Genomic DNA, 26,454 nt, shown 5'->3' on the forward strand with positions numbered 1-26,454 from the left:
GCCGTGCCAATTATAAATAACGATTAAACCTGTGTCAAGGCACGCTGCACACAGAGGAATTTATGCAAAGCTATTTATTCTGTAATAAACAAAGCTTGCAATTCAGGCAACAAAGCACGCAAAGCGTGGCCGCGGTGAGAAATACTATTCTTCTCTTCCTGAGTAAGCTCAGCGCTAGTTAAACCTTCCATTTGAACGCCGTTACGAATAGGCTGCTCGTCTGGAACAAAAAGCGGATCGTAGCCAAAACCGTTAGTTCCGCGCTCTTCTCGAAGAAGATGACCAATCATCTCCCCCATTCTAACCGTTTCAAAACCGTGAGTGTGCAGCATAACACTGCCTTCAGGAACTTCACTACAATCATCTGGAATAGCAAGAGCAGCCGCACAACGAAAACGCGCTGTTAAGAACCGATCCGGAATATCCGAAAGTTGCTGAAGAAGAAGAGCATTATTCGCTTTATCGTCACCATGAACTCCGCTCCAACGAGCAGATAAAATTCCAGGAGCGGCACCCAAAATATCGACAATAATGCCTGAATCGTCCGCAATAGCAGGGTAACCAGTTCTTGAAGCAACATCGCGAGCCTTAAGCAACGCGTTCTGCTCAAAAGTAACTCCGGTTTCCACAGGATCTGGCAAACCAAGAGAACCCGCAGTAATAAGTTCAAACCTGTCTGCTAACTGATTTAACTGTTCAGCTAAAATACGCTTAATTTCAACGAGTTTTCCCTCATTATGTGTTGCCACAACAAGTTTCACGCCCGCTCTCCTTCAATCTGTTTACTATTTTGCTAAAGCAGCTTTTTGCGCTTTCTGCAGCTCACGATTACCTTTTGTTGCTAAATCAAGTAAAGTATTTAATTCGTCGCGATTAAACGGACGATGCTCAGCAGTTCCCTGAATTTCAATAAACGTGCCGGAACCAGTCATAGCAACGTTCATATCTGTCATAGCCTGACTGTCTTCAACATAAGGCAAATCAAGCATAGGAGTTCCGTTAATAACGCCTACGGAAACCGCCGAAACAGCATCTTTAAGAACGCTTGCAGCGGAACGAATATGACCATTCTTTTCCGCCCAATTAAGAGCATCTACCAATGCTACATAAGCTCCAGTTACGGAAGCCGTGCGAGTTCCACCATCTGCCTGCAAAACATCGCAATCGATTTGAATCTGGCACTCACCCATGGCTTTCATATCGACAACTCCACGCAAGCAGCGACCAATAAGACGGCTGATTTCATGCGTGCGACCGCCAATTTTTCCGCGCACAGATTCTCGATCGGTACGCTCAGCAGTAGCTCGAGGAAGCATAGAATATTCGGCAGTTACCCACCCTAATCCGGAATCTCTGCGCCAACGAGGAACACCAACAGTAAAAGTTGCAGTGCACATAACGCGCGTATTCCCGCACTCAATAAGCACAGAGCCTTCAGGAACGTCAGTAAATTTACGTGTAATTCGCACAGGGCGAAGCTCGTCAACGTCACGACCGTCTACGCGAATTGGTTTTACAGATTCCAGCATATCCTTGATTTGAGCCATAACTCACAAATTTAGCACGTGGCTGTTATCTTCTAATCACTGCAGCTGCTCAGAAAGTTCCATCCACTCTTCTTCAAGATCACTAGTTTCTTGCGCATTCTGCTGCAATTCTTCGTTAAGAGCTTGAAGACCTACGAAGTCACTCGGATCGTGAGAAGCCATTTGAGACTCAATATTTGATTTTTGATCTTCAAGTTTTGCAAGTTTTCGCTCAATTGCTGCCACGCGTCTTGTGGCATCGTGATAGGCTTTGCCGGTAAGTTTGGGCTCAATTACTGTACTTTCTGAACTTTCTTTAGTTGTAGAATTTGCAGCACTCGAAGCATTCGCAGTACTTGAAGCGCCAACAGTACCAGTAGTACCACTACTATTTTCGTGATCGCGTTGCAATTTTTCTACAATTTGCAAATACTCATCTACGCCACCCGGAAGATGACGAATTTTGCCATCAATCAGCGCAAACTGCTGATCAGTTACGCGCTCAAGCAAGTAGCGATCGTGCGAAACAACAATAAGCGTGCCAGGCCAAGTATCAAGCAAATCTTCCATAACAGCCAGCATGTCGGTATCTAAATCATTACCAGGCTCGTCCATAATCAGCACATTTGGCTCATCTAGCAAAATCAGCAGTAGCTGCATACGCCTTTTTTGACCGCCCGAAAGATCCGCAATCGGAGTCATAAGCTGCTCAGGCTTAAAACCAAGACGCTCCATAAGCTGACCGGGAGTAACTTCTTTCCCGTCAATAATGTAGCTTGGTTTATAGCGGCTTAAAACTTCCTTAACCTTATATTTTCCAAGCTTTTCAAGCTCTTCAAGGCGCTGCGAAAGCACAGCAAATTTTACAGTTTTGCCAATGTTTACGCGCCCCATAGTAGGTTTTAGCGAGCCGTCAATAATGCTTAATAGCGTTGATTTTCCGGCACCGTTTGCGCCAACAATTCCAAAACGATCTCCAGGGCCGATTAGCCATGTTGCATCGTCGAGAATCATGCGGCCGGTAATAGTTTTTCGTTCTGCTGCAGCAGTTTCCGGATTTTCTTCAGAAAGATTTTCTTGATTTTCGTCGACTGCAATCGTAACGCTTCCTACGTGAGTTGGTTGCGCAAAAGCAGATTCTACAATGTCAACTTTATTTGATTTTTCTGAAGTAGCAGCACTTTCTGCAATATCTGGATCAATATTTTTTAGCTGATTAGCATCGTCAAAAATTTGCGTAACATCAATCAAATCAACAACTTGCTTGCCAAGACGCGAAGTTGCCATTTTCTTCAATTCCAAAGTATCTCGCATTGGAGGCACGTCTGCAATAAGCTCGCGAGCCTGCTTTACGTGGAACTTCTGCTTAGTAGAACGCGCACGAGCACCGCGTGAAAGCCATGCCAACTCTTTTCTGGCCAAATTTCTGCGACGCTCCTCGCGCACATCAGCCTGACGCTCCCTTTCAACTCGCTGAAGCATGTACGCGCTGTAGCCGCCTTCAAACGGATCTATTACGCCGTCGTGAACTTCCCACATCGAAGTGCAAACCTCATCTAAGAACCAGCGATCGTGAGTCACAATCAAAAGCGCACCCTGGCCGTCTTGCCAACGGTGGAGCAGGTGCTCAGCAAGCCAGTGAATTGTCACAACATCCAAATGGTTCGTAGGCTCATCTAAAGCCAAAATATCCCAGTCATGAAGAAGCAATCTTGCCAAATCAGCTCGCCTGCGCTGACCGCCAGAAAGCGTACCAACTTTTGCTTCCAAATTGATTCCGCCAAGAAGAGCTTCTACGATTTCGCGCGAGCGCGGGTCTGCAGCCCACTCGTAATCTTCGCGATTTTCCAAAGCAGCCTTACGCACAGTTGCGTTGTCATCTAAAGGATCGCGCTGGTCGAGCATGCCAAAAGTAAGCCCTCCGCGCTTAGTTACGCGCCCGGAATCAGGCTGCATTTTGCCGGCAAGCATGCGAAGCAGCGTTGACTTTCCGTCGCCATTTCGACCAACAATACCGATTCTGTCGCCTTCAAAAACGCCTTGAGTTACGTCTGTAAAAATCGTTTTTGTAGCAAACTCTAGCGAAACTCGTTCTAATCCCAAATCATACGTAGGCATAATGCACAAATATAGCTGCAGACTTCTACGAACAGATTTAATCTAACTTAATCTAAAAGCGTGCGTGTTGGCAATGTGGACTATAATAGTGCTGTTATGAAGACTCAAAATAATCAAGAAAATCAGCACGATACGAAGAGTGCGCATAAAGCAAGTGGAGTTTTAAGATTAGACGACGGCGAGGCCCGCGCTGGGGATCCAACTCAGGAGCTTTTAGACGCTTTAGGCACAACTATTTCGCCGGATCTTTTGGTAGAAGCGCTTACGCATCGCTCGTTTTCGCACGAGCATCCAGGTACGCGAAATTATGAGCGACTTGAGTTTTTGGGAGATGCTGTTTTAGAGCTCGTATCTACAGAAACGCTATTTTCTGCGCATCCAGACATGACTGAAGGTCAACTTGCGAAGATGCGAGCGAAAGCTGTGTCTGAATGGGCGCTTTCTGCTGTTGCGCGCGAAAAGCTGCATGTTGGACCATATATTCTGCTCGGCCGCGGCGAAATGGAGCAGGGCGGAAATAATAAAGATTCGATTCTTTGCGATATTGTTGAGGCGCTTATTGGCGCAACTTTTGTTGAGCACGGTATTGATGAGGCGCGCGCTGTGGTACATCGTTTGATTGATGACACTTTGGCGGAAGTTTTGACCGAAGGTCCAGCACTTGATTGGAAGACTTCACTTACGGTTAAGGCGCACGATATGGGATTGGAAGATCCGGAGTATCGTATGGCTGTTTCTGGACCTGAATATGCTCCAGTTTTTGAGGCGCGAGCAGTTCTTGCACACAAGGACGGCGACGAAGTTCTTGGCGTTGGAAGCGGATCTAGCAAACGTAAAGCGCAACTTGCGGCTGCAGAAGTCGCTTGGCACGCGCTCGACGCGCGTAAGTAACTACGAACTTTACCTGATCTGCGAACTTTGTCATCGATACTTCGAATACGATAAGCGACTATCAATCAAAGAACACTAGCATTATTGCTTTGCTATCGCTACACCGAAATGACTACCACACAACAAAAAAACACTAATCATTTTCTGAGTAGTGAGGTTGGGTGTTGCTTGGTCGAGCAATACAAAAGCGGAGCGATAGCAATATCTTTTTGATAAATAACTATTTTTGAAAGAAAGTAACTAAAAAACTAAACTTAACTATGCAACCGCTAAGTCCAAATAAGGTATAAGAGCGTAGCGCTGCGAGACAAGCAACACCCAACCTCACAGCCATATAAACTAAAACAATACGAAAGAAAAAAGAAAACCCTGCCACCCGTCGATGGCAGGGTTTTTTCAATACAACCTAGTTGTTGTGCGCCGAGCGAATAGCTTCGCGGTACACACGACCGCGGAAGGTTCCGCAGGATGGGCAAGCCATGTGTGGGAATGCCTCAGAACCGCAGTTCGGGCAAGTCACAGTCTGCACGGCAGACGCCTTCCAATTAGCGCGACGCGAATGCGTATTAGCACGCGAGGTCTTGTATTTAGGCAGTGCCATAGTTTTTCCTCTATTTCGTTCAAACGATTGAGCTTAAGCGTTCTGTATATTACAGCACGCACCGTACAATTGCGTAATTTGCTCACAATCTAGCGCGACATAAACTGCTCACGCGAGTAAAATTAATGCCGTTTTTCAGCATTCTCAAGTTGCGCTTTTAATCCTTCCAAAGCTGCGAATCGAATATCCGTAACATCGTGGTGATGCTCCGGATGCTCGTTAAGATTTTCGCCACACTGCGGGCAAAGTCCGCGGCAATCTGGCTCGCACAACGGCTGCAAAGGAAGCTCGCTTACCATAGTGTCGCGAATAAGCGCCTCAATATCAGCAAAATCGCCGCCGCCAACCAGCGGATACACGTTTCCCGACTCGTCATTATCTTCCCAAATTTGAGATTCGTCTTCGTCAACATCTTTGCGGTTCTTGCGATTATCCGCATGTTGCGAGCGCTCATCTACATAAGGGAAGAAAACGCACACATCTACTTTCCAATCACGACGAAGCGGCATCAAGCAGCGCGTACACTCTGCGTGCACTGGAGCTGTAATACTTCCCTGGAACATTAGGCCGTCAACAACAGCATCAAAGTCACCATCAACATGCACATCGCTGCCTGGCTTTACACCAATAACGTAATCTCCAATGCCTTCCGGAGCTGGAAATACGCGGTGTAACGCCATGCTGCTACCAGCGCGCGCAGCCATTTGCGCTACTGGAATAGCCCATGGTGATTGGGAAGGATGCGAAGTCATTTAATCATTCCTTTCGTCTTCGTCGTTATTATCGTATAAAGATTCTTTAATCTCGTCTTGTGCTCGCTTTGCAGACCTGCGTCGCTCTTCTAACACTCTGCGGCCAGCTTGCACGTCTTGTTCCAACTTATCGAGCTGCGTCTTTAAGCCTTCCATAACATTCGCGCAATACTGATCTGCTCCCTGGGTAAGCTTGTCTGACTTAGCTTGAGCAGTATCGAGAATATCGCGAGCTTTCTGCTTTGCCAAAGCTGTAACGTTTTCTTGACCTGCCAAGAATTGCGCACGCTCCTGAGCTTCTTCAATAATTTCTGCAGACTGCGACTGAGCAGAAGAAACAATGGAATTTGCTTGAGCTTGAGCCGTGCGCAAGCGTCGTTCCGCTTCACGCATTAATGCAGACGCGCGTTCCAACTGAACTGGAAGCATATCTTTCAAACGAGCTAACTGATCAACAAATTCGTCGCGATCAATTTTTACCATTCCAGCAGCAAATAACACATTTTTTGCTTCCGAAAGAGTTGTTTCCATGGAGTCAATAATGTCGTAAACAGTAGTAAATTCTGCACGACTCTTTGAACGTACTTCGTCACTTACTTTAGTTGTTTGCGTAACTAAAGGAGCTTCATCTTCTTCAAAATCTATTGCACCACCGTCTTCACGCTCTCGCAAATCCGGTAGAGGAAAAGCAGAAAATGCCGATGCTGCAGAAGCTTTTTTGTCACTTTTATCTTCACTTGCCTTATCTGCTGCAACGTCACGAACATCATTCGCATCAGAAACATTTCCAACTGCTGCAACAGATGAAGTTTCTGTGTTATCAGCATCTAAATCAACCAGTAAATCACCTTTAGGAAGATTCTGCTCTTCAGCAGCTGTTGTATTTATAACCTCATCTTGTGCATCTTCTTCGTCGGCAAGAATAGGATGAAGCGGCAGTTTTGCGTTATCTTCAGCGCGATTTTCCTCTGCTTGCTCGCTCACAATGCTGGATAATCCAGAGGTTTCAGTGTTAAGTTCATCTTTATTTGTCATTTCTACTCTCCTGTCTCAATTGTTCAGCGTGACTGAATTATTGCTTTGATCTGACGATTGTTCAGCAAAAAGCTTTTGTAATAAGGGTATTACGTTATCTGGAACCATGCCAGTAACATTTCCTCCGTGACGCGCAACGTCTTTAACTACGGAGCTTGAAACATGCTCAAGTATTGGATCTGCCGGCAAGAAAAGCGTTTCAATTCCAGCTAATTTGCGATTCACTAAAGCCATTCCAAGTTCAGCTTCATAGTCGCCGTTTTGACGCAAGCCTTTGACGATTGCCGTTGCACCTACTTTTTTGCAATAGTCGGTGATTAAGCCTGTTGTTGAGGAAACAACTATTTTTCCTGCGTTATTGCAGGAACAAGTATCAGCGCTAGTATCAGCGCAATTACTATGCGTATTACGCAAATTTTTCACAGCTTCGCGAATAATCTGCACACGCTCAGACTCTGAAAACAACGGTGTTTTTGCGGCGTTCACCGCAACAAGCACGTGTACTTCATCAAATAGATGCGTACAGCGTTGTATTACGTCTAAATGGCCGGCAGTGACTGGATCATACGAGCCGGGGCACACAGCTATAGTCATGCTTTTAGATTATCACCCACATAGCTCATAGTGAAACGCATACAACAATACAGTGCGGAAGTTTTCGTGCGTTTGTTGCAATAATGCTTTATGCTAGTTAATACTGACGTTTGATTGAGTCTGATTGAATTTAGTTTGATTAGGTTTGATTTTATTAGATTTAGTCAGACATGATTATAGAAAGGGATGCGCAATGCTTTCAACGTTATTAGCAGATAACACACTTAATGCAATTATGGAAGCCGATTCGCAGTCCTCTAATCCAGATTCCGGTTCAGGTACATCTACTTCCGTACTTGAGCGTCCGGAAGTAGATGAAGATGCTCGTTTAGACGACGGCGGAAATGCAGACCGATTTGCACACTACGTTTCTAAAGATCGCGTTGAAGAGTCGCGCTTAACAGGGCGACCGGTAGTTGCGTTATGCGGAAAAGTGTGGATTCCTCGCCACGAAGCAAACGACTATCCGGTATGCCCTGAGTGCAAGCGCATTTATGACGAAATGGGCAGGCTCAACTTCTAGCAATCAGCGCTACTAGTAAACGCTACTAGCAAACTACTAGCAAACTCTGCTGCTAAGCTGCTTTTCGCAAATGCGCAATTTATAAAACGCGTACTTCAGTAGGTATTGCAGGATCTCCACGCATCAAACTTTGCGCAGCCAACGGCAATCGGCTCAAAGCAGAAGCACAATAATCCTGGGCACGCATAATCGCATCGTGACCCATAAACTGTTCGTCAGCTTCACCATCAACCATGTAATCAACCAGTAGATTCTCCCACGAATCCTCAGGCTTAAACTGAGCGAGTGCAACTTCCGAACCGGAAATCACGCGTTCGCAATCTGCCACGCCGCAAGAATCACTGCTGTAATCGTATGAACGATACGCCAACTTACGTCCAGGCACAGTCGCTTTATTCTTAGACCTCTTAGCAACAGGCTGCATTACACCGTCCGCTCCTTCGCGCTCAGTAAGCTTATAAACCATTGCGCAAGTAGGAGCGCCAGAGCCGGTTACAAGCATTGTGCCAATTCCGTAAGAATCCACAGGAGCGGTTTGTAAGGAAGCCAAAGCATACTCGTCCAAATCATTCGTCACTGTAATCTTTGTGTTCTTCGCACCCAACTCGTCAAGCTGATTTCTAACGCGACGAGCCAAAGCGCACAAATCTCCAGAATCAATACGAATTCCACCGAGTTCGGGTCCCGCAACTTCCACGGCTGTTTTTACAGCTTCCTCAATATTGTAGGTGTCAACAAGAAGCGTAGTGCCCTTGCCAAGAGCTGCAATTTGAGAAGTAAAAGCGTCACGCTCAGTGTCATGAACAAGAGTGAAGCAGTGAGCCGCGGTACCAATTGCCTTCAATCCGTAAAGTTTTGCCGCAAGCAGGTTTGCAGTTCCCTTAAAACCGCCAATTACCGCGGCGCGAGACGCAGCAACTGCAGAATATTCGTTCGTACGACGGCCGCCCATATCCATGCAAGGACGTCCTGCGGAAGCAGAAACCATGCGAGCTGCGGCAGACGCAACCGCGCAATCGTAATTAAGAACGGAAAGCAGCAAAGTTTCAAGCAAAGTACACTCACCAAAAGTGCCTTCTACCTGCAAAATTGGCGAATTCGGGAAGAACATCTCCCCCTCACGATAACCGGAAATTTTACCGCTAAACCGGAAATTTTCCAGCCATTTAATAGTTTCGGCGCTAACAATTTTACGATCACTTAAGAAACGCAAATCATCTTCCGAAAGATGGAATTTTTGCAGCTCTTCCAAAATGCGACCCGTTCCGGCAACAACGCCATAGCGACGACCCTGAGGCAAATGGCGAGTAAAAATTTCAAAAACGCACTTACGATTTGCAGTGCCGTCCTTAAGAGCAGCGTCAAGCATAGTGTATTCATACATGTCCGTCATAAGAGCAGATGAAATCTCAGCCATGATATTCCTTTCAGTAACGAACAAAATAAAAACAGCTAGGTAATAGATTGGTTCAATAAAGCTAAATCTAAAACCAAATCGCAATAATTGTATCGCTAACTAAAGAGCCGGGGCACGAAATGCAACTTCTAAAAGTCAACATGAGTATAAAGAAGCATTTATAATATCAATTATGCTTAATAAGACTTTGAATGAAGAGACTACAAAACTTAGTAAAGCCGCTAAAAACTTGCGCTTATACAACACTGCTTCACACAAAACAAGCGTGTTTAATCCTGTAAAACCTGGGCAAGTTGGCATGTATGTTTGCGGCGCTACAGTGCAAAGCTCGCCGCATATTGGTCACATTCGCGCGGCAATCGCTTTTGACATAGTCCGACGATGGATGTTGCGCTTAGGATACAAAGTTACGTTTGTTAGAAACGTCACAGATATTGACGATAAAATCATGAAAAAAGCCAGCGAAGCCGGACAAACTTGGTGGGAGCGCGCATACATTTACGAGCGCGAATTTACTGAATCGTATAACACTTTAGGAGTTTTGCCACCAACAGTTGAGCCGCGCGCTACCGGCCATATTACGGATATGGTTGAGCTGATTGAGCGCTTAATTGAACGCGGTCACGCTTACGTTATTAAAGACGATTCGGGAAATCCTACCGGCAATGTTTATTTTGACGTGCCAAGCTGGGAGCATTACGGCGAGCTTACGCACCAAAATCAAAATCACAATGAAATCGATGGTGATGAAGCTGCCGTAATAGCAGACAAAAAAGGCCCAAGTGTTGACTCAACAGGAAACGATATTTACAATCCAACAGACCCCGCAGATGCTTCTCCAGACAAGCACGACCCTAGGGATTTTGCACTTTGGAAAGCTCCTTGCGATTTCGACCAGCCGGATGCGCGCTGGAAAACACCTTTTGGCGAAGGACGCCCAGGTTGGCATATTGAATGCTCGGCTATGAGCCACCGCTATCTTGGTGACGATTTTGATATTCACGGCGGCGGATTGGATTTGCGATTCCCTCATCACGAAAACGAGATGGCACAAACAACTGCCGCAGGCTGGAAAAGCGCGAATGTGTGGATGCATTCCGCGTGGGTTACAGCCAAAGGTGAAAAAATGTCTAAATCTTTAGGAAATGGCCTCTCCGTACCAGTTGTTTTGGCGAATAATTCAGCTTGGGTTGTGCGTTACGCACTTGGAGCCGTGCAATACCGCGCAATGTTGGAATGGTCTGACCAGGCTTTGGTAGAAGCAAAATCTGCTTACGATCGCATTACAAACTTCCTTGAGCGAGCCGGCAGATTGCTTGAAACAACTCCAACGCGAGAAGAAGTGCAATCTGTAGATGCAGACTCACTTCCGGAAGATTTTACGCGCGCAATGAACGACGACATTAACGTCTCTGGCGCAAACGCAGCAATATTTACAGCAATCCGTCAGGGTAATGCAATTCTTGACGACTGTGCACAAGCACAAAACAGTAGCACACAAAAATTGCTATATACAGCCGTTTTACAAGTGCGCGCTATGCTAGACGCGCTTGGATTGGATCCTTATGCAGACCCTTGGGCTTCTAACGCAAATAAATCTTCTGCAACCGGAGCAAACGGAGAAAGCAGTAAGGAATGCGCAGCTTTGGACGCTTTAATCGCTTTGCAGCTTCAGGCTAGAGCAGATGCTAGAAAGGCAAAAGATTTTTCTACAGCAGACGCAATTAGAGATGCGCTAAATAATGCCGGAATCGTAATTGAAGACGGCGCTAAAGGATCTTCGTGGCATTTGCAGTAAAACAGCAACCAAACAACCACGAAACTACACAGATATACAAATACACAGCTACACGACCACACAGCTACACAACGTTAGTAACAGCGGGTAGAATAGGAAAATTATGGCAGCATTTAGTTCGTTAACAGACCGCCTTTCTAGTGCTTTCAAGCATTTGCGCAGTAAAGGCAAGCTTTCAGAATCGGATATTGACGGCACAATCCGCGAGATTCGCCGTGCGCTTCTTGACGCCGACGTTGCTCTCGAAGTTGTACGCTCCTTTACAGCGCAGATTCGCGAGCGCGCTCTTGGCGAAGAAGTGTCTAAAGCGCTTAACCCTGCTCAGCAAGTTGTGAAAATTGTTAACGACGAGTTGACTAAAGTGCTTGGCTCTGGAGTTGATAGGCCACTTAATTTTGCGAAATACCCGCCTACTGTGATTATGCTTGCAGGTTTGCAAGGCGCTGGTAAGACTACTCTTGCCGGAAAACTTGGCTACTGGCTTAAAGATTCCGGCCACACTCCTTTGCTTGTGGCTGCGGATTTGCAACGTCCTAACGCTGTTACGCAGCTGCAGGTTGTTGGCGAACGCGCGGGAGTTCCTGTTTTTGCGCCTGAAAAGGGCGTACAAAATGGCGGAAATGCAATTTCTTTGCCATGGTTTACTAAAGGCGATCCTGTTAAAGTTGCTCGCGATTCTATTGATTATGCGCGCGAAAAAATGTACGACACTGTGATTATTGATACTGCAGGTCGTTTGGGTGTTGACGAAGAACTTATGAAGCAGGCGCGCAATATTCGCGATGCTGTAAATCCTCAGGAAGTTCTGTTTGTTATTGACGCGATGATTGGTCAGGACGCTGTTCGCACAGCTCAGGCTTTTAACGACGGCGTTAACTTTACTGGCGTTGTGCTTTCTAAGCTCGACGGCGATGCTCGAGGCGGTGCTGCACTTTCAGTAGCAAGCGTTACTGGAAAACCAATTTTGTTCGCTTCTACAGGCGAAGGTTTGAAGGATTTTGAGATTTTCCATCCGGACCGAATGGCTTCCAGAATCCTAGATATGGGCGATATTTTAACGCTTATTGAGCATGCTCAGAAGCAGTTCGACGAGGAAGAATCGCGCAAGGCTGCCGAAAAGATTGCTGAAGGAAGCTTTGGTTTAGACGACTTTTTGGAGCAGCTTCAGCAGGTTCGTAAGCTTGGTTCAATGAAGAAGCTTTTGGGAATGATGCCAGGAATGGCCGCTCACCGCCATGAGCTTGAGCAGTTTGACGATAAAGAAATCGACCGCACTGAGGCAATTATTCGCTCTATGACTCCGGCTGAGCGAAGGGACACGAAGATTATTGACGGATCTCGCCGCGCACGTATTGCTGCCGGTGCAGGCGTGAGTGTTTCTAAGGTTAACGCGCTTTTGCAACGCTTTGAACAGGCCGCCAAGATGATGAAGCGTATGAGTGGCGGCGCTGGAATGCCTGGAATGGGCGGCATTCCTGGATTTGGCGGACCTGGCGGAAAGTCGAAGCGCAAGGATAAAAAGTCGAAGAAGAAGGGCGGAAAGTCTGGAAATCCAATGCGCCGCGAAGCCGAGGAGCGCGCGCTACGTGAGCGACTTTCTGGAGAATCTTCCGGAAGCGAAAGTAACGACGTTGCTGGCTCCGCTTTTGCAAAACCACAGCAGCCAAATCTGCAGAATCTTCCTGAAGGCTTACAAGAGCTTATGAATTCTGAAAATTCAAATCAAGATAATCAACTTCCACCTAACTTTGGCGGCGGGTTAGCAGGCTTATTCGGAAAATGAGTTTCGTATTAGCGGTTCTGTGGGTTATATTTTCGGCGCTTCTTTTGTGGCAGCTACTTCGATGGCTGCCTGCTGGCGCGGATAAATATAACCCACTTCCGTATATTATTGCGCTTCTGCCGATTGCAACTTATGTTGTTGGAGCGCTGTTTTTTGTTAGCTTAGGCGCGAGTTTGTGGAATTATTTTTATGCGTCAAAAGTAACACAATCGTATAATTTCGCTCAATCTTACGCATATTTATGCATTGCGTACGCTGTACTATTTTTGATTTCACTTAAGTCATATACGCCGTACTGGTTTGGAAGGTTGCGAAAAGAGCGAAAACAAAAGCCGGAAAATTACAAAGAAATCCGCGTAATGACGCTAAATTGCAGATACGGAAAAGCGAATGCTGCTCAAATAATCGAAACTGCGAAAAAATACAACGTAAATACGTTACTTTTACAAGAATTAAGCGAATCCTTAGTAAAAAATCTTGAAAAACTCGGTATTTACAAAATTTTTCCGACTTCTTGCGTAGGTGCTCAAAGCGAGCACAATAACGGCGGATTCAACGCGATTTTTACACAATATTCCGCAATTTCCACTTGCAATAATGCTGTCAAAATTGAGGCAGCAAGCGTGCCGAGCATTACTACTCGATTAGATTTTTCTGCGTCTACAAACGTTTTCGTAAACTTTGCTTCCGCACACCCAAAGTCGCCTATGCGCGGGTGCAAAGCTTGGAGCGAGGGAATCCGCGCGCTGGCAAATCTTGTGAAAATTTCAAAAAGTACGGAAAGTACAAAAAGTACAAAAAGTACAAATATTGCAGAAACTTACACATCTGTAAAAACTACAAGTACTACAGAGACTTGCGATTTATCGACTCTTACAATTCTTACAGGAGATTTGAACTCCGCAATTGACCATCCTAGCTTTAGAACGCTTATAAAAGCTGGATTCTCAGATTCTGCAATTTCGCTTGGGAAACGACTTAGAACCTGGCCAACCTGGCTTAAATGGCCGAATCTTACTCTTGATCACGTTCTATTTTGCTCAAAAAACTTACGCGCCAAAGCTGTGCAGCAAAAAAACGCCGTAATAGACGGCACTGATCACCTTGCATACATCGCATCAATCGCCCTATATACGCTGGAATAAAAACGTCCAAGCGCGCAGGCATAATGGATAAGTTATTCGCGTGAATCGGCGCCCTCTTCCCGACCACGTGAGGAACATGTGGAAGCTCGCAAGGAGTGCCCCACACCCGAACGAAATTCCACGACTCTAGTTATAAGGAGAGCCATTTTGGCAACCAAGATTCGTCTTAAGCGACTCGGCAAGAAGTTCTATGCCTTCTACCGCGTAGTCATTTCTGATTCGCGCAACAAGCGCAACGGCAAGTCCATTGAAGAGATCGGCGTTTACGATCCGAACAAGCAGCCATCTATGATTCAGATTGATTCTGAGCGCGCACAGTACTGGCTTGGCGTTGGCGCACAGCCAACCGAACCAGTGTTGAAGCTTTTGAAGATTACCGGCGACTGGCAGAAGTTCAAGGGTCTTGACGGTGCTGAAGGTACTTTGAAGACTTCCGAAGCTGGCCCAGATGCACAGGCTCGCGTTGAGGCTGTTGAAGCTGAAGCTCAGAAGTTGAAGGCTGCTAAGTCTGAAGCCGCTGCTAAGGCTCAGGCTGCAGCAGAAGCTGCTGCAAACGAAGCTGAAGAAGCTCCAGCTGAAGCACCAGCAGAGGCCGCTGAAGCTGCCGAAGCCGAGGAAAAGGCTGAGTAATCATGCTGGCTCAAGCTGTGGAACATCTCATTAAAAACATCGTGGATTTTCCAGATGATGTGTCGGTGCGTTCTCACGAAAACGCTCGCGGCGAACTGCTGCGCGTACGCGTGAATCCTGAAGACATTGGCCGTGTAATCGGCCGAAACGGTCGTACTGCTAATGCTATTCGCATTGTTGTGCAAGCCTTAAGCAATCACAATGTGCGCGTAGACATTATGGACGTACGTAAGTGAGATGAACGTGGCCTTAGACCAACAATCTTTTGACAACCCTCAGCAAAGTCGTAATGACCTGCTGAGGGTTTGTCGTATCGGAAAAGCCCAAGGTTTAAAAGGCGAAGTGACTGTACAAGTCTTTACCGACGAACCTTACGAACGTTTCGAACCTGGAAACGTGTTATGCACTGCCGACGGCACGCGCGAGTTTGTTATTGAGAACGCAAGGACGTTCAAAAATCGTTGGATTTTACTATTCGAAGAATCACAAAATCGCAACGACGCTGAAGCTCTTAATGGCATTGAATTGTATGTGCCTGCGGAAGATGCGCAAGAGCTTGCCGCCGAAAATGCTTGGTATATTAAGGATTTAGTTGGGTTACAAGCGCGACTTTGCGAGGAAAATCAGCTTGGTTTGCCATCTAGAACTATTGGAAAAGTTGTGGATGTGCTCGACGGCGCACAATCTCTGTTAAAAATCCGCTTAAATAATCCGATTGACGACGATAATAAGACTGCGCTTGTGCCATTTGTTGAAGCGCTTGTGCCGGAGGTTAATGTTAATGAAGGGTATTTAACTATTGATCCTCCAGGCGGCTTAATTCCAGGACTTTCGTAACTTTCGTAGTTTCGTAGCTTCCGTAGCTTTCGTAGCTTTCGTAGCTTTCGTAGTTTTGTAGTTTGTATAATTCTCCTAGTTTTTGTAGTTTTCATAGTAGAGTAAATTATGATGGACATCGATATTGTTTCCGTATTCCCAGAGTATTTTCAAATGCTCGATTTGAGTTTGCTCGGCAAGGCTCAAAATAACGGCTTGCTTAAGATTCACGCACACAATTTGCGAAAGTGGACTCACGATGTACATCAGTCAGTTGACGATACTCCTGTTGGCGGCGGCGCTGGTATGGTTATGAAGCCTGAAGTTTGGGCTGAATGCTTAGACGAGCTACTTAACTTGCCAAAATCTGAAGTAAAAAATACTTGCGATACTTGCGATACTTGCGATACTGTCGATACTGTCGATACTGTCGATACTGGCAAAGAGGCACAAATCGCTCCGAATAAAATAGACACAATTAAACCAATTCTTATTTTCCCAAACCCTTCTGCCCCACTATTTACGCAAAAAGATGCAACGGAACTAAGTCACGCAAATCATTTGGTATTTGGATGCGGCAGATACGAAGGCTACGACGCTAGAATTCCAGAATATTACCGCGCGCAAGGCGTTGACGTGCGCGAATATTCGATTGGCGATTACGTGCTTAACGGCGGCGAAGTGGCAGTAAGCGTTATGCTTGAGGCGATTACGCGCCTAATTCCAGGGTTTATGGGAAATCCTGAGTCGATTGTTGAAGAGTCATATACTGGTGCGGACGCGCTTTTGGAACACCATCAATACACGCGTCCAACTACTTGGCGCGGTATAAGCGTTCCGGAAGTACTAACTTCCGGAAACCATGCGAAGGTAGACAGATTCCGCCGCGATGAGGCACTTTCTAGAACTAGCGAGATTCGACCGGATTTAATTAAGCAACTTGACTGCCACAAACTAGATAAAGCGGATCGAAAAACACTCATGGCTCTCGGATGGGAAGTTTCAGGTGAACATCCACGCAAAAACGATGGAAAATAAGATTAGTCGCGAGAAGGCTGAATAAACAAAACAGAAGTTTCGCCGTAATTGCGCGTATCAAACAGCTCCCAACCTTCAGGAATCGCCGGCAAAACGCTACGCGCGCTACGCTCAAGCACAATCAACGTATCCGCCGCAACGCTAGCAACACCGCTCGCAATCATCGAAGCCAATAAACTTTCACAATCCGCAGTTTCGTAAGCATATGGCGGATCAATAAACACCAACTCAAACGCTTCCCCACTATAATCCGCAACGAACTGCTCCGCGCGCTTGCGAACCACACGCATCGAAAGCGCACTATCCCAAGACTTTGAACTCTGCAGTACTTTCAACGTACGAAGTATAAGAGCCGCTGCTTGCGAATTTGCTTCAACAGACACAAGCTCATGCGCGCCACGAGATAGCGCCTCAACTCCTAACGCACCTGTGCCGGCGAATAAATCAAGAACGCGAGCATCTTCCATAACATTCCACGAATCGAGGCGCGAAAAAATTGCCTCCTTCGTACGATCCGTGGTCGGCCTCGTACATGATTGTGCCGAAGTGAGCGGCAGAGATTTGAAACGTCCGGCAATAATATGCATACTTACAGCTTAGCTGCAGCCTCAAACTGAAACATTTGCCGGAAAATCCCCCGGCAAATGTTCCAAAACAACGCCAATCCAGCTACAAACGCCGGAAAAATACACGGCAAATGTTACATAACCCAGCCAATCCAACAACAAACGCCGGAGAAAATTCCCCGGCGTTTGCAGTCAAAAACAACCCTACTTACTTATTTACTTCTTCAGGATTAGGAATCAAGAAGGAGCAAACAAACGCAAGTGCAAGCAACACAATGCCCGCAACCATCGAAGCCATGTATCCGCCTGTTGCACCATTAGTTCCTGCAACATTCGTCATCACAGCGTAGAGAATTGCAAAGCTCAAGCCAGCACCCAAGTTAAACGCTCCAGCATTCATGCCTGGCAAATAACCCGGATTATCTTTTGGAGAAAGCACAATACCAAGTCCGTTAAGCATAATGTTGGCAATGCCGGCGTAGCTTACGCCCATAGCGAGCGAAAGCTCCACAAGCGCCCACACAGAAGGCACTCCAGCAACGTAAATGCCAAAAAGCACGCCAACCATGCTCAGCAAAATACCAATGCGAAGCACCAAACGGTAACCAAACTTTGCGGCTAAAATACCGGCAATAGGTCCGAACAGGAATCCAATAATTGCGTAAGGCGTAAGCGTTGCAAAGCTCACAACATCAGCTCCCAAATGTGCACCAGCCTTCGCATCCTGCGCAAGCTGTGGCACAACGCCGTTCATCAAAGCGAACACGCCAGTCATAGTCAAAAGTGTGCAAGAAAGAAGACCCCACGTACGACGCTGCTTCATGTAGTGGGTAGAAACAAGCGGAGCTGCACTATTGCCCTCAATCTTCCAGAACACGACGAAGAACACAACAGCCACAACCACAAGTCCTGCAATCATAGTCAAGTTTGCGGAAGCAAGCTTATCAATCTCATTAATTGCAAGGTAAGCAGCCAAGAACGCAATGCCAAGAGTTATAACGCCCAGCCAATCCATTCGCGGCGTTTCTTCAGCGTGAGATTCATCCGCAGCAAGAATAACCATAACAACTGCAACAACAGCAATACCGGCCATAGTCCAGAAGACGGAACGGAATCCATAATTGCCAGCAAGCCATCCGCCAAGAAGGGCATCAACGCCTGCAATACCGCCGTTTACGGAAGTTAAAATTGCCATCAATTTTGCGTAACGCTTTTCTTCCGTCACGCGAACGCGCAGCATAATCAAGCACATTGGAACCACAGGACCAGACGCACCCTGCAAAATACGGCCAATCATCAAAATATTCACGTCTGGAGCGAGCGCCGACACAACGCAACCTAAAATCGTAGAAATTAAAATGCCAATAAGCACCTTTTTACGACCAACTAAATCAGCCAATCGCGGCAAAAACAGCGAGAACAAAGCTGCTGCGGTAAAGAATACCGTTTGAGTTAAGCCGATTTGCGTATCAGTTGTGTGAAGCTCTTTCGTCATCGTTGCCAATGCAGGAGACAGCATCGAAGCGTTAAGCTGGAATGCAAAAATTGCCACAAGAAGCGCAGTCATTAGCGCTACAATTGAGCGGCCGCCTTTATCTAATATTGAAGGCGCTGGAGATGAAACCTCAGTCATAATAACCTCGTATCAAATTATTCTAAATAGTATCCGAAAAATATCCGCAATAATTCTAGTACAATTAGCCAATGCGCTTAAGCGCGTCGACAATTAAATCCCAGAATTTATCAAAATCAAGCTTCGTAGCAACCTGCGTATGGCACTGCGCAGCCGAAGGCTCCGGCCCACGCAAATCTGCAACTGTCATACCAAGCGTCAAATCACCCTTAATTTCAACGTCAAGTGGGCAGCGACGAGTTTGAACAACACTGTGATCAATCAAATACGCAATCGTGCAAGGATCGTGCAAAGGCGGATCAATAAAGTCCTGATTATTCTGGTATGCCTTGCGGAAGAAGTCCATCAAACCGCTTGCAAAAGCCGCAAGAGGCGTTCCAACTGCGTCAATCTTTGCTTGAGCTTCCGGCGTACAAAGAGCCTGATGCGTTAAATCAAGGCCAACCATTGTAATAGGCCATGCCTCGTTAAACACAACGTGCGCCGCTTCCGGATCCGTCTTAATATTAAACTCCGCAACTGCGCTCCAATTTCCAACGTGGTATCCGCCGCCCATAAGCACGACTTCCTTAACGCGGCTCACAATTCGCGGCTCCATACGCACAGCCATAGCGATATTCGTAAGCGGGCCTGTTGGAACAAGCGTAATTGTGCCAGGCTCGTGGCTCATAATCGTGTCAATAATCCAATTTACAGCGTGACCTTCGTCCAGCGGGCGCGTTGGCTCCGGAAGAGTTACGCCATCCAAGCCTGTTTCGCCGTGGACTGCAGCTGCAACTTCCAGCGGACGAATCATAGGGCGATCGCAGCCTGCGTGCACAGGAATATTAGTAGCATGCGCCATTTCCAGCGTTGCGCGCGCATTATACGTGACTTTTTCGAGACTTTGGTTGCCGCCAACAGTTGTTACGCCAATCAAATCGATATTCGGATTGCCAAGTGCTAACAAAATAGCCATGGCATCATCATGACCAGGATCGCAATCCAGGATTATGGAAGTCATTATTACTCCTTTGTAAACTGATTCATTTTTCAAGTGCGACACTATAAGTCACATAACATTTGTTTATACGTGTAAACAAATGACCAAAAACAAGTATAGCAGGACAACGCTTTATTGCAATAAAATTTCTGCACAATATAAAAGCGACATAAACTACTCAACGCTGCGCTGTTTAAGTCGAAATCTGGCTGGAAACCGACATAAACTACTCACGCGCGTGCTGTTTATGCCGTATTTTCCTGCGTAAGCGACATAAACTACTCACGACTGAGTAGTTTCGGTCGGAATATCATAAGAAATCTGAAGCAAAAGGCATGAAAAAAGGGTTTCTAGCGATTTGCTAGAAACCCTAATTGCGGATGAGGCGAGATTCGAACTCGCGGTAGGTTTCCCTACAACGGTTTTCAAGACCGTCTCCTTAGACCGCTCGGACACCCATCCAATCTGCGAAGAAACGCAATAAACAATTAACACGCTTCAACGCACAAGGGTTAAGCATATCATTACGCGTGGAACGCGACTCTCACGCTTCCCACTTCGTAGGCTCAATAACTTCCTTACCGCCCATATAAGCCTGCATTGCCTTTGGAATATCAATCGAACCGTCTTCATGCTGATGATTTTCCAAAATAGCCACAAGCCAGCGAGTAGTAGCCAAAGTGCCGTTCAAAGTGCTTACTGGTCGAGTTCCGCCATCTTCCATGCGTTCGCGCACATTCAAGCGACGAGCCTGATACTCCGTGCAGTTAGAAGTAGAAGTAAGCTCGCGGTAGCGGCCTTGCGTTGGCACCCAAGCTTCGCAATCAAACTTGCGAGCAGCAGAAGAACCAAGATCGCCTGCAGCAGTGTCAATAATGCGGTAAGGAACTTCCACCTTCGCCAGCATTTCCTGCTCCATACCTAGCAACTTCTGATGCTCGGCGCGAGAATCTTCCTGCTTGCAGTAAACGAACATCTCAACCTTGTCGAACTGATGCACGCGAATAATTCCGGAAGTATCCTTACCAGCAGCACCAGCCTCACGGCGGTAGCAGCTAGACCAACCGCAATATCGCAAAGCACCGTTGCTTAAGTCAAGAATCTCATCCTCATGCATACCAGCCAAAGCAACTTCGGAAGTACCAACCAAATACTGATCATCCGGCTCACGCAAACGGTAAATCTCATCCGCGTGAGAATTCAAGAAGCCCGTACCACGCATAACTTCCGGACGCACAAGAGTTGGCGTAATCGCAAGCGTAAAACCGTGCTCTTCTGCTTGGTCTACAGCCATAGTAAGCATTGCGATTTGCAAGCGAGCCACAGCGCCACGCAAGAAGTAGAAGCGAGAGCCTGCAACCTTTACACCGCGACGCATATCAATTCCAGCAACGCCGGTTCCAAGAGTTAAATGATCCTTTGGCTCGAAACCTTCAGCCGCAAAATCGCGAGGAGTACCAACCTTCTTAACAACCACGTAGTCGTCTTCTCCGCCTTCTGGAGCCTCATCTTCAACGATGTTAGAAAGCTTCCACATTGCGGTTGTGTAGTCGGCAGTAGCTTTTTCGGATTCAACCTTATACTCAGCCACCTTTTGAGCCAATTCCTTAGTTTCTGCAATAAGCGCGGCCTTTTCTTCCGCAGGAGCAGAAGCAACCTTCTTACCAATCGCCTTCTGCTCAGCGCGAGCAGCTTCAAAAGCCTTAAGAGCATCACGGCGCAAATCGTCATTGCGCAACACTTCATCGACGAGTTCAACGGACTCACCACGCTTGCGCTGCGATTCCTTAACTACGTCTGCATGTTCACGAATAAATTGAATATCAAGCATGCACTCTAGCCTAGTGCCGCAAGGCGACAGATAAATATACAGGCAAGTATGCAGATAAATATACAGATAAGTATGCAATAAATACATGGGGTATACTTATATAAACAGACTAAAGATAGGAGAAAAAATGGCAGTTATTCACGCAAGCCAGGAAGATTTTATGTCTATTATTAAGTCTAACGAAATCGTTTTCGTTGACTTTTGGGCAACATGGTGCGGTCCGTGCCGTTCATTTGGTCCAATTTTTGAATCTGTAAGCAATAATCATCCAGATATTGCTTTTGTTAAAATCGACATTGACGAAAATCAGCAAATAGCAGAAGAAGCAGAAATCCATTCTATTCCAACTATTCAGGTCATAAAAAATGGTGGATTGGTTTGGAATCACCAAGGTGCTATAACTGCTAACGAATTAGAGTTGGTAGTTTCAAAAGCAAAAGAACTTGTAACGGACGACGATTCAGAAGACTGAAATTAATAAACGTTGAAATAGCGCCCTTCTCTTTACGTGCTACTAGAATATTAATAACTTTGGTTATTTGCCAACTTGGTTATTCGCAGTCAAGCTCTCGATTGTGCTATTTATTTTGATTGCGTTTACTCAACAAAGGGAGATTTATGGCCACCAGTCACCGCAAGCATACCGTTACGCTTAGTTCGCTCAGTTTACGTCAGTGGGCTAAGTTTGGTGCGATTATTGTGAGCTCCGTATCTTTGGTGGCACTCGGCTTTACTTCCCGCGGCTTTTACACTTCATCTAAAGAGCACGCAGCACCTGTCACTTCGTATTCTGCAACTGATTCCACGCAAGTTTCTCGTGGCGCTGCTCGAGATGTTTTCACTAAAAGCGCAACTTCATATATAAACGTTGTTATAAACGGACATCATCGCACGATTTTAGGCACTAATTTTACCGACGTAAAATCAGTTTTAGACGCTGGTGATATTACTCTTGAGCCGCACGATGTTGTAACGCCTTCACTTAACACAAAAGTTGACGAATCAACCGTTATTACGATTAATCGCGCCGGAGCAAAGCTCGAAACTTCCGACGATCCAATTGCTTTTAACGTTGTGAAAAAAGAAACAGCAGCTCTTCCTAAAGGTACTGAAAAAGTGCAAAGCCAGGGCGCTGACGGTGTTATGGAAACCGCAAAAATAGTTACTCGCACAAAAGGTAAAGTTGTTTCTTCCAACATTTTTGCTTCCTACGTAAAGAAAGCTCCAAAAGACAAGGTTATTCTTGTTGGAACTGGTGGAACTTCGGCAAATCTTGGATTAGCTGCTTCTATTGGAACTACAGTTCCGGCTGGCGAAATGCAACAATGGGCTCACGACTGGCTTATTTCCAACGGTTATAGTGAAGCAGACTTTACAGCTACAGTATTCATTATTTCTCATGAATCAGGCTGGAGAGTAAATGCTATGAATCCTTCTGGAGCTTACGGCTTACCTCAAGCTTTGCCGGGTGGAAAGATGGCTTCTGCGGGCGCTGACTGGGCCACGAATTATCAGACTCAGCTCCGCTGGTTCTGGAATTACTGCAACGGCCGCTACGGTTCTATTCAGGGCGCTTATCAACACTGGCTCTCCTACCGCAGCTACTGATTTAAGTAATTTTGATTTTTGAACATAAGTTGCACTAAAACAAGTCGGTTTCGCAAGTCGGTTTCGCAAGTCGGTTTTTTACTTTGACTGCGTAAGCTTACTACGTACGCTTGTTTAGCGCGTTGACTGTGCACCTTGGTTTTACACGTTTTTTAGCTTTTAGAACAGAAAAGGATTTTATTGTGGCAATAGCAAATTGGCTATCTTTTGAAAGCCGTAATCTCAGCCATGCTTTGGCAGGAGAAGAAGCATACCGCAATAATCGTCTTACTAAACCCGCACTAATTTCCCTTGCAATTCTTACGTTTATTACCTTCATAGGTAATTTTGCGCAACTGCAACTTACGGCAGCTCTTCCAACAATTGTGCAAGAATTTGGCATAAGCGTTACAACAGGCCAGTGGCTAACCTCTATTTTCCAGCTGATTATGGCAATTATGGTGCCGCTTACAGCGTTCTTAACTCGCCGATTTTCGACGCGTCAAATTGTTATTACTTCCATGCTTCTTTTTACAATCGGCTCGGTTCTTGCGTGGCTAAGTAACGATTTTATGATGGCACTTATTGGCCGCACTCTCGAAGCGATTGGCACAGGCGTAATGTGGCCTGTTTTGCAAATAACCGTCTTCTCCGTATTCCCTGTTACGCGCCGCGGTATGGCTATGGGCAGCGTTGGCATGGCAATGAGCATTGCTCCAGCAATCGGCCCTACTATTGGTGGTTTGCAAACTGATATTAACGGATGGCGATCAATCTTCTGCTCTCTTACGATTATCGGCATAATTTCCGTGATTTTATCGGTTCTTTTCCTGCATAATTTTGGAGAACACGATCCTAACGCTCACGCCGACTTCTTCTCGGTTGGCCTTTCAATTATTGGTTTTGGCGGACTTATGTTCGGCTTCACTAATATTGAAGGATGTGGAATTGCGAATCCGCTTTCTTGGGCTCCTATGGTCGTTGGCGCTTTTGGAATTGCGTGGTTTGTTATAAGACAGTTGCGAGCGCAGAAGAGTGGGCGTATACCTCTTCTAGGTCTTGGCGTGCTTAAGAATCGTTACTTTATGATTGGCACAATTTGCGCATGCTTAACTTTCTTCGCTTTTAGCTCGATTATGGTGCTTATTCCGCTTTATATTCAGTCCGACCGCGGTTTTTCTGCAACGATGAGCGGCCTGATTCTACTTCCAGGCGCTTTTGGAATGGCTATTTCGCAATATTTTGGCGGACGCATGCTGGATCGTTTCGGAGTTAGACCAGTTGCAATGGCAGGCTCTATTATTCTGCTTTTTGGCACTGTAATGATGAGTCTTATTGACATGAATACGTGGATTTGGTGGATTTCTATTTGGCAATTCACTCGCCAAATTGGTATGGGGTTCTTGCTTATGCCAATAACAACCTGGTCGCTTAATTGCTTGCATCCAGAAGAGCTTGGCGATGGTTCTGCAGTAACTAATACTATGCGTCAGCTTTGGGGTGCGATTGGCGCTCCTGTGCTAGTGGTTACTATGACGGTTCTAACAACGTGGCATCATACTATTACTGGCACCGGTCACGCAGCAGATGTTGCTGCCAGCATTTTTGGCGTGCAGTGGACGCTACGTATTAGCGCGATTATTACCGCTGTTATGGCACTACTGGTCATTTTTGGCGTTAAAGGTGAAGGAACAGGATCAGCGCATAATCTTGCGCGCAGGGCAATTAATCGAATGCGCGTTCTGCATATTCCTCACGCAACAGAGCATCACGATGTTATGCACGATCACACGCATCATCAATACTAAATAGCTCGCAAGCGACATAAACTACTCACGACTGAGCAGTTTTGGCCGAATTTTGCCGAAAAAGCGGCATAAACTACTCACCACTGCGCTGTTTAGGTCGACTTTCGTTTTAGACACGTAATTTACTGCACAAATCCAAGATGATGCTGAGTAGCACCAGAGTCTTCGTCGTCAAACTCCCCCGCATCTGCAGCATCAACCAACGCCATAGCAGCATCCGCAAGATCCGGACGCATAGCATCCAACCAGTGAATGCGCGCATCTCGCCCAAACCAACCCATCTGCTTGCGCGCAAGTCGACGAGTCTTCTGCGCAATATCCTCAAAAGCATCGTCCTCGCTCCACACACCATCCAAATAATCCATAATCTGCTGGTATCCGAGCGCACGAGCTGCAGTAACACCCAATCTCCCTCGAATTGTGCGCACTTCGTCCACAAAACCCTGCTCGCGCATCAACTGCGTACGCAAATTCACACGCTTATCCAAATCCTCACGACGCAAATCCAAACCAATTTGCAGGCAATCAACCACATACTTGTACTTTGGAAGCGTTGCAGAATAAGGCTTTCCGGTAAGCTCAATCACTTCAAGCGCGCGAATTGTGCGGCGAGGATTGCGCGCATCCATATTAGCTGCAGCAATGGGATCCTTTTGCTTCAACTCATCAAACAGCGCACCCGCACCCTCTTTTCGCTCGCGCTCCTCCAAAGCCGCACGAATAGTCGCATCCGTACCCGGAAAAGTAATATCATCCACGGCAGCGCGCGCATATAATCCGGAACCGCCAACTAAAATCGGCCGCACTCCGCGCGACTGCAACTCACGAATGCACTTTCTCGCAAGATCTTGAAAACGCGCTACGGTCATAGTCTCCTCTGGATCGATAATATCCAGCAAATGATGCGGCACTTCCGCCTGTTCCTGAGCACTCGCCTTCGCTGTACCAATATCCATATGCCGGTACATTTGATACGCATCTGCATTGATGATTTCCGCGCGCACGCCGCGTTCAGCTAGTTTTTTTGCCAGCGCAATACCAAGACCTGTTTTGCCGGAAGCTGTAGGGCCTACGATTGAGATCACTTTCGGCACGTGATTCTGCTTATTTTCCGCCACGTCACGCTCCTTCAACACGTCACGCTTTCAATGAATATTCATCTAAATATTATAGTTTATATTACAATTTGTTTGCTGTGGCGCGAGTTTATTTTCGATATTCTTGGGTCTCGTCTATGAGTTTTGTAACTGATTTAGTTTTTCGGTTTTGACGAGGCTAGAAAATTTGTGTTTGCGTGCGTCCCGTCCTTCGTCGCCTTAACTGTTAAAGCATTCTATTGTGTTCGCCTATCATTTAACAATGTTGCTTCCTCAGTCCTCT

At 46.3% G+C, this 26,454-nt stretch carries 25 protein-coding genes and 1 tRNA gene; 12 read left to right on the forward strand and 14 right to left on the reverse strand.

Annotation, left to right across the window (positions count from 1 at the left end):
* Positions 1–74 precede the first annotated feature (74 nt).
* From CGSMWGV1500E_RS03955 to CGSMWGV1500E_RS03945, 3 genes are read right to left on the reverse strand one after another with little or no spacing between them, the layout of a single operon-like run.
* Entirely contained in the window at positions 75–761 is a 687-nt protein-coding gene (locus CGSMWGV1500E_RS03955; RefSeq protein ID WP_004127482.1) for a non-canonical purine NTP pyrophosphatase, read from the reverse strand.
* A gap of 24 nt (positions 762–785) precedes the next feature.
* Positions 786–1,547: a ribonuclease PH gene (rph, locus tag CGSMWGV1500E_RS03950; protein WP_004127484.1), complete on the reverse strand. Its 762-nt coding sequence runs from the start codon at positions 1,545–1,547 to the stop codon at positions 786–788.
* Between the two features lie 36 nt (positions 1,548–1,583).
* Positions 1,584–3,644 (reverse strand): ABC-F family ATP-binding cassette domain-containing protein, encoded by a 2,061-nt coding sequence (locus tag CGSMWGV1500E_RS03945; RefSeq protein ID WP_004127486.1) that lies wholly within the window; start codon positions 3,642–3,644, stop codon positions 1,584–1,586.
* A 96-nt stretch (positions 3,645–3,740) separates the two neighbouring features.
* On the opposite strand from CGSMWGV1500E_RS03945, the gene rnc reads away from it, so the two are divergent.
* Entirely contained in the window at positions 3,741–4,535 is a 795-nt protein-coding gene (rnc, locus tag CGSMWGV1500E_RS03940) for a ribonuclease III (RefSeq protein ID WP_032841708.1), read from the forward strand.
* A gap of 406 nt (positions 4,536–4,941) precedes the next feature.
* Here rnc and rpmF read toward each other — a convergent pair whose 3' ends face one another.
* The 4 genes from rpmF to coaD all read right to left on the reverse strand — a co-directional run bounded on the left by rpmF (position 4,942) and on the right by coaD (position 7,517).
* On the reverse strand, positions 4,942–5,136 hold the full coding sequence (gene rpmF, locus CGSMWGV1500E_RS03935) for a 50S ribosomal protein L32 (protein ID WP_004127492.1): 195 nt from the start codon (positions 5,134–5,136) through the stop codon (positions 4,942–4,944).
* Between the two features lie 122 nt (positions 5,137–5,258).
* Complete coding sequence (locus CGSMWGV1500E_RS03930; RefSeq protein WP_004127494.1) at positions 5,259–5,888, reverse strand: YceD family protein; 630 nt, start codon at positions 5,886–5,888, stop codon at positions 5,259–5,261.
* The gene (locus tag CGSMWGV1500E_RS03925) at positions 5,889–6,923 is read right to left on the reverse strand and encodes a hypothetical protein (protein WP_004127497.1); all 1,035 of its coding nucleotides are present in this window, start codon (positions 6,921–6,923) and stop codon (positions 5,889–5,891) included. It abuts the gene before it with no gap.
* 15 nt (positions 6,924–6,938) lie between these two features.
* Positions 6,939–7,517: a pantetheine-phosphate adenylyltransferase gene (gene coaD / locus CGSMWGV1500E_RS03920; RefSeq protein WP_032843440.1), complete on the reverse strand. Its 579-nt coding sequence runs from the start codon at positions 7,515–7,517 to the stop codon at positions 6,939–6,941.
* Between the two features lie 193 nt (positions 7,518–7,710).
* On the opposite strand from coaD, the gene CGSMWGV1500E_RS03915 reads away from it, so the two are divergent.
* Positions 7,711–8,040: a DUF3039 domain-containing protein gene (locus CGSMWGV1500E_RS03915; RefSeq protein ID WP_004127503.1), complete on the forward strand. Its 330-nt coding sequence runs from the start codon at positions 7,711–7,713 to the stop codon at positions 8,038–8,040.
* Between the two features lie 79 nt (positions 8,041–8,119).
* Here the strand turns inward: CGSMWGV1500E_RS03915 and CGSMWGV1500E_RS03910 are convergent, their stop codons facing one another.
* Entirely contained in the window at positions 8,120–9,457 is a 1,338-nt protein-coding gene (locus CGSMWGV1500E_RS03910; RefSeq protein ID WP_004127506.1) for a nicotinate phosphoribosyltransferase, read from the reverse strand.
* Positions 9,458–9,629: 172 nt separating this feature from the next.
* On the opposite strand from CGSMWGV1500E_RS03910, the gene cysS reads away from it, so the two are divergent.
* The 7 genes from cysS to trmD all read left to right on the forward strand — a co-directional run bounded on the left by cysS (position 9,630) and on the right by trmD (position 16,667).
* On the forward strand, positions 9,630–11,255 hold the full coding sequence (gene cysS / locus CGSMWGV1500E_RS03905) for a cysteine--tRNA ligase (protein ID WP_004127509.1): 1,626 nt from the start codon (positions 9,630–9,632) through the stop codon (positions 11,253–11,255).
* Positions 11,256–11,358: 103 nt separating this feature from the next.
* Positions 11,359–13,038, forward strand: coding sequence for a signal recognition particle protein (ffh, locus tag CGSMWGV1500E_RS03900; RefSeq protein ID WP_004127512.1), 1,680 nt, complete (start codon positions 11,359–11,361; stop codon positions 13,036–13,038).
* Positions 13,035–14,183 (forward strand): endonuclease/exonuclease/phosphatase family protein, encoded by a 1,149-nt coding sequence (locus tag CGSMWGV1500E_RS03895; protein WP_004127515.1) that lies wholly within the window; start codon positions 13,035–13,037, stop codon positions 14,181–14,183. Before ffh ends, CGSMWGV1500E_RS03895 begins: the two co-directional genes overlap by 4 nt.
* Before the next feature lie 147 nt (positions 14,184–14,330).
* On the forward strand, positions 14,331–14,813 hold the full coding sequence (rpsP, locus tag CGSMWGV1500E_RS03890) for a 30S ribosomal protein S16 (RefSeq protein WP_004127517.1): 483 nt from the start codon (positions 14,331–14,333) through the stop codon (positions 14,811–14,813).
* A gap of 2 nt (positions 14,814–14,815) precedes the next feature.
* Positions 14,816–15,049, forward strand: a complete 234-nt coding sequence (locus CGSMWGV1500E_RS03885; protein WP_004105376.1) for an RNA-binding protein — start codon at positions 14,816–14,818, stop codon at positions 15,047–15,049.
* 1 nt (position 15,050) lies between these two features.
* Positions 15,051–15,650 (forward strand): ribosome maturation factor RimM, encoded by a 600-nt coding sequence (rimM, locus tag CGSMWGV1500E_RS03880; protein ID WP_032843442.1) that lies wholly within the window; start codon positions 15,051–15,053, stop codon positions 15,648–15,650.
* 111 nt (positions 15,651–15,761) lie between these two features.
* Positions 15,762–16,667, forward strand: a complete 906-nt coding sequence (trmD, locus tag CGSMWGV1500E_RS03875) for a tRNA (guanosine(37)-N1)-methyltransferase TrmD (RefSeq protein WP_004127523.1) — start codon at positions 15,762–15,764, stop codon at positions 16,665–16,667.
* Positions 16,668–16,669: 2 nt separating this feature from the next.
* Here the strand turns inward: trmD and rsmD are convergent, their stop codons facing one another.
* The 5 genes from rsmD to serS form a co-directional block, all read right to left on the reverse strand.
* Positions 16,670–17,254, reverse strand: a complete 585-nt coding sequence (gene rsmD, locus CGSMWGV1500E_RS0106045) for a 16S rRNA (guanine(966)-N(2))-methyltransferase RsmD (protein WP_032843445.1) — start codon at positions 17,252–17,254, stop codon at positions 16,670–16,672.
* A 187-nt stretch (positions 17,255–17,441) separates the two neighbouring features.
* Complete coding sequence (locus CGSMWGV1500E_RS03870) at positions 17,442–18,866, reverse strand: MFS transporter (RefSeq protein WP_004127531.1); 1,425 nt, start codon at positions 18,864–18,866, stop codon at positions 17,442–17,444.
* A gap of 64 nt (positions 18,867–18,930) precedes the next feature.
* Positions 18,931–19,869 (reverse strand): nucleoside hydrolase, encoded by a 939-nt coding sequence (locus tag CGSMWGV1500E_RS03865; protein WP_004127547.1) that lies wholly within the window; start codon positions 19,867–19,869, stop codon positions 18,931–18,933.
* Between the two features lie 356 nt (positions 19,870–20,225).
* Positions 20,226–20,310: transfer RNA gene (locus CGSMWGV1500E_RS03860), tRNA-Ser, on the reverse strand.
* An 82-nt stretch (positions 20,311–20,392) separates the two neighbouring features.
* Complete coding sequence (gene serS / locus CGSMWGV1500E_RS03855) at positions 20,393–21,679, reverse strand: serine--tRNA ligase (protein WP_004127549.1); 1,287 nt, start codon at positions 21,677–21,679, stop codon at positions 20,393–20,395.
* Positions 21,680–21,806: 127 nt separating this feature from the next.
* On the opposite strand from serS, the gene trxA reads away from it, so the two are divergent.
* From trxA to CGSMWGV1500E_RS03840, 3 genes are all read left to right on the forward strand, one after another.
* Complete coding sequence (trxA, locus tag CGSMWGV1500E_RS03850; RefSeq protein WP_004127552.1) at positions 21,807–22,151, forward strand: thioredoxin; 345 nt, start codon at positions 21,807–21,809, stop codon at positions 22,149–22,151.
* A 146-nt stretch (positions 22,152–22,297) separates the two neighbouring features.
* Positions 22,298–23,287: a G5 domain-containing protein gene (locus CGSMWGV1500E_RS03845; RefSeq protein ID WP_004127555.1), complete on the forward strand. Its 990-nt coding sequence runs from the start codon at positions 22,298–22,300 to the stop codon at positions 23,285–23,287.
* 182 nt (positions 23,288–23,469) lie between these two features.
* Positions 23,470–25,074, forward strand: coding sequence for an MDR family MFS transporter (locus CGSMWGV1500E_RS03840; RefSeq protein WP_004127557.1), 1,605 nt, complete (start codon positions 23,470–23,472; stop codon positions 25,072–25,074).
* A gap of 122 nt (positions 25,075–25,196) precedes the next feature.
* On the opposite strand, the gene miaA is transcribed toward CGSMWGV1500E_RS03840, so the two are convergent.
* On the reverse strand, positions 25,197–26,192 hold the full coding sequence (miaA, locus tag CGSMWGV1500E_RS03835; RefSeq protein WP_004127560.1) for a tRNA (adenosine(37)-N6)-dimethylallyltransferase MiaA: 996 nt from the start codon (positions 26,190–26,192) through the stop codon (positions 25,197–25,199).
* Positions 26,193–26,454 lie beyond the last annotated feature (262 nt).

It is taken from the genome of Gardnerella vaginalis 1500E (assembly GCF_000263595.1).
Taxonomy (GTDB): Bacteria; Actinomycetota; Actinomycetes; order Actinomycetales; family Bifidobacteriaceae; genus Bifidobacterium; species Bifidobacterium vaginale_E.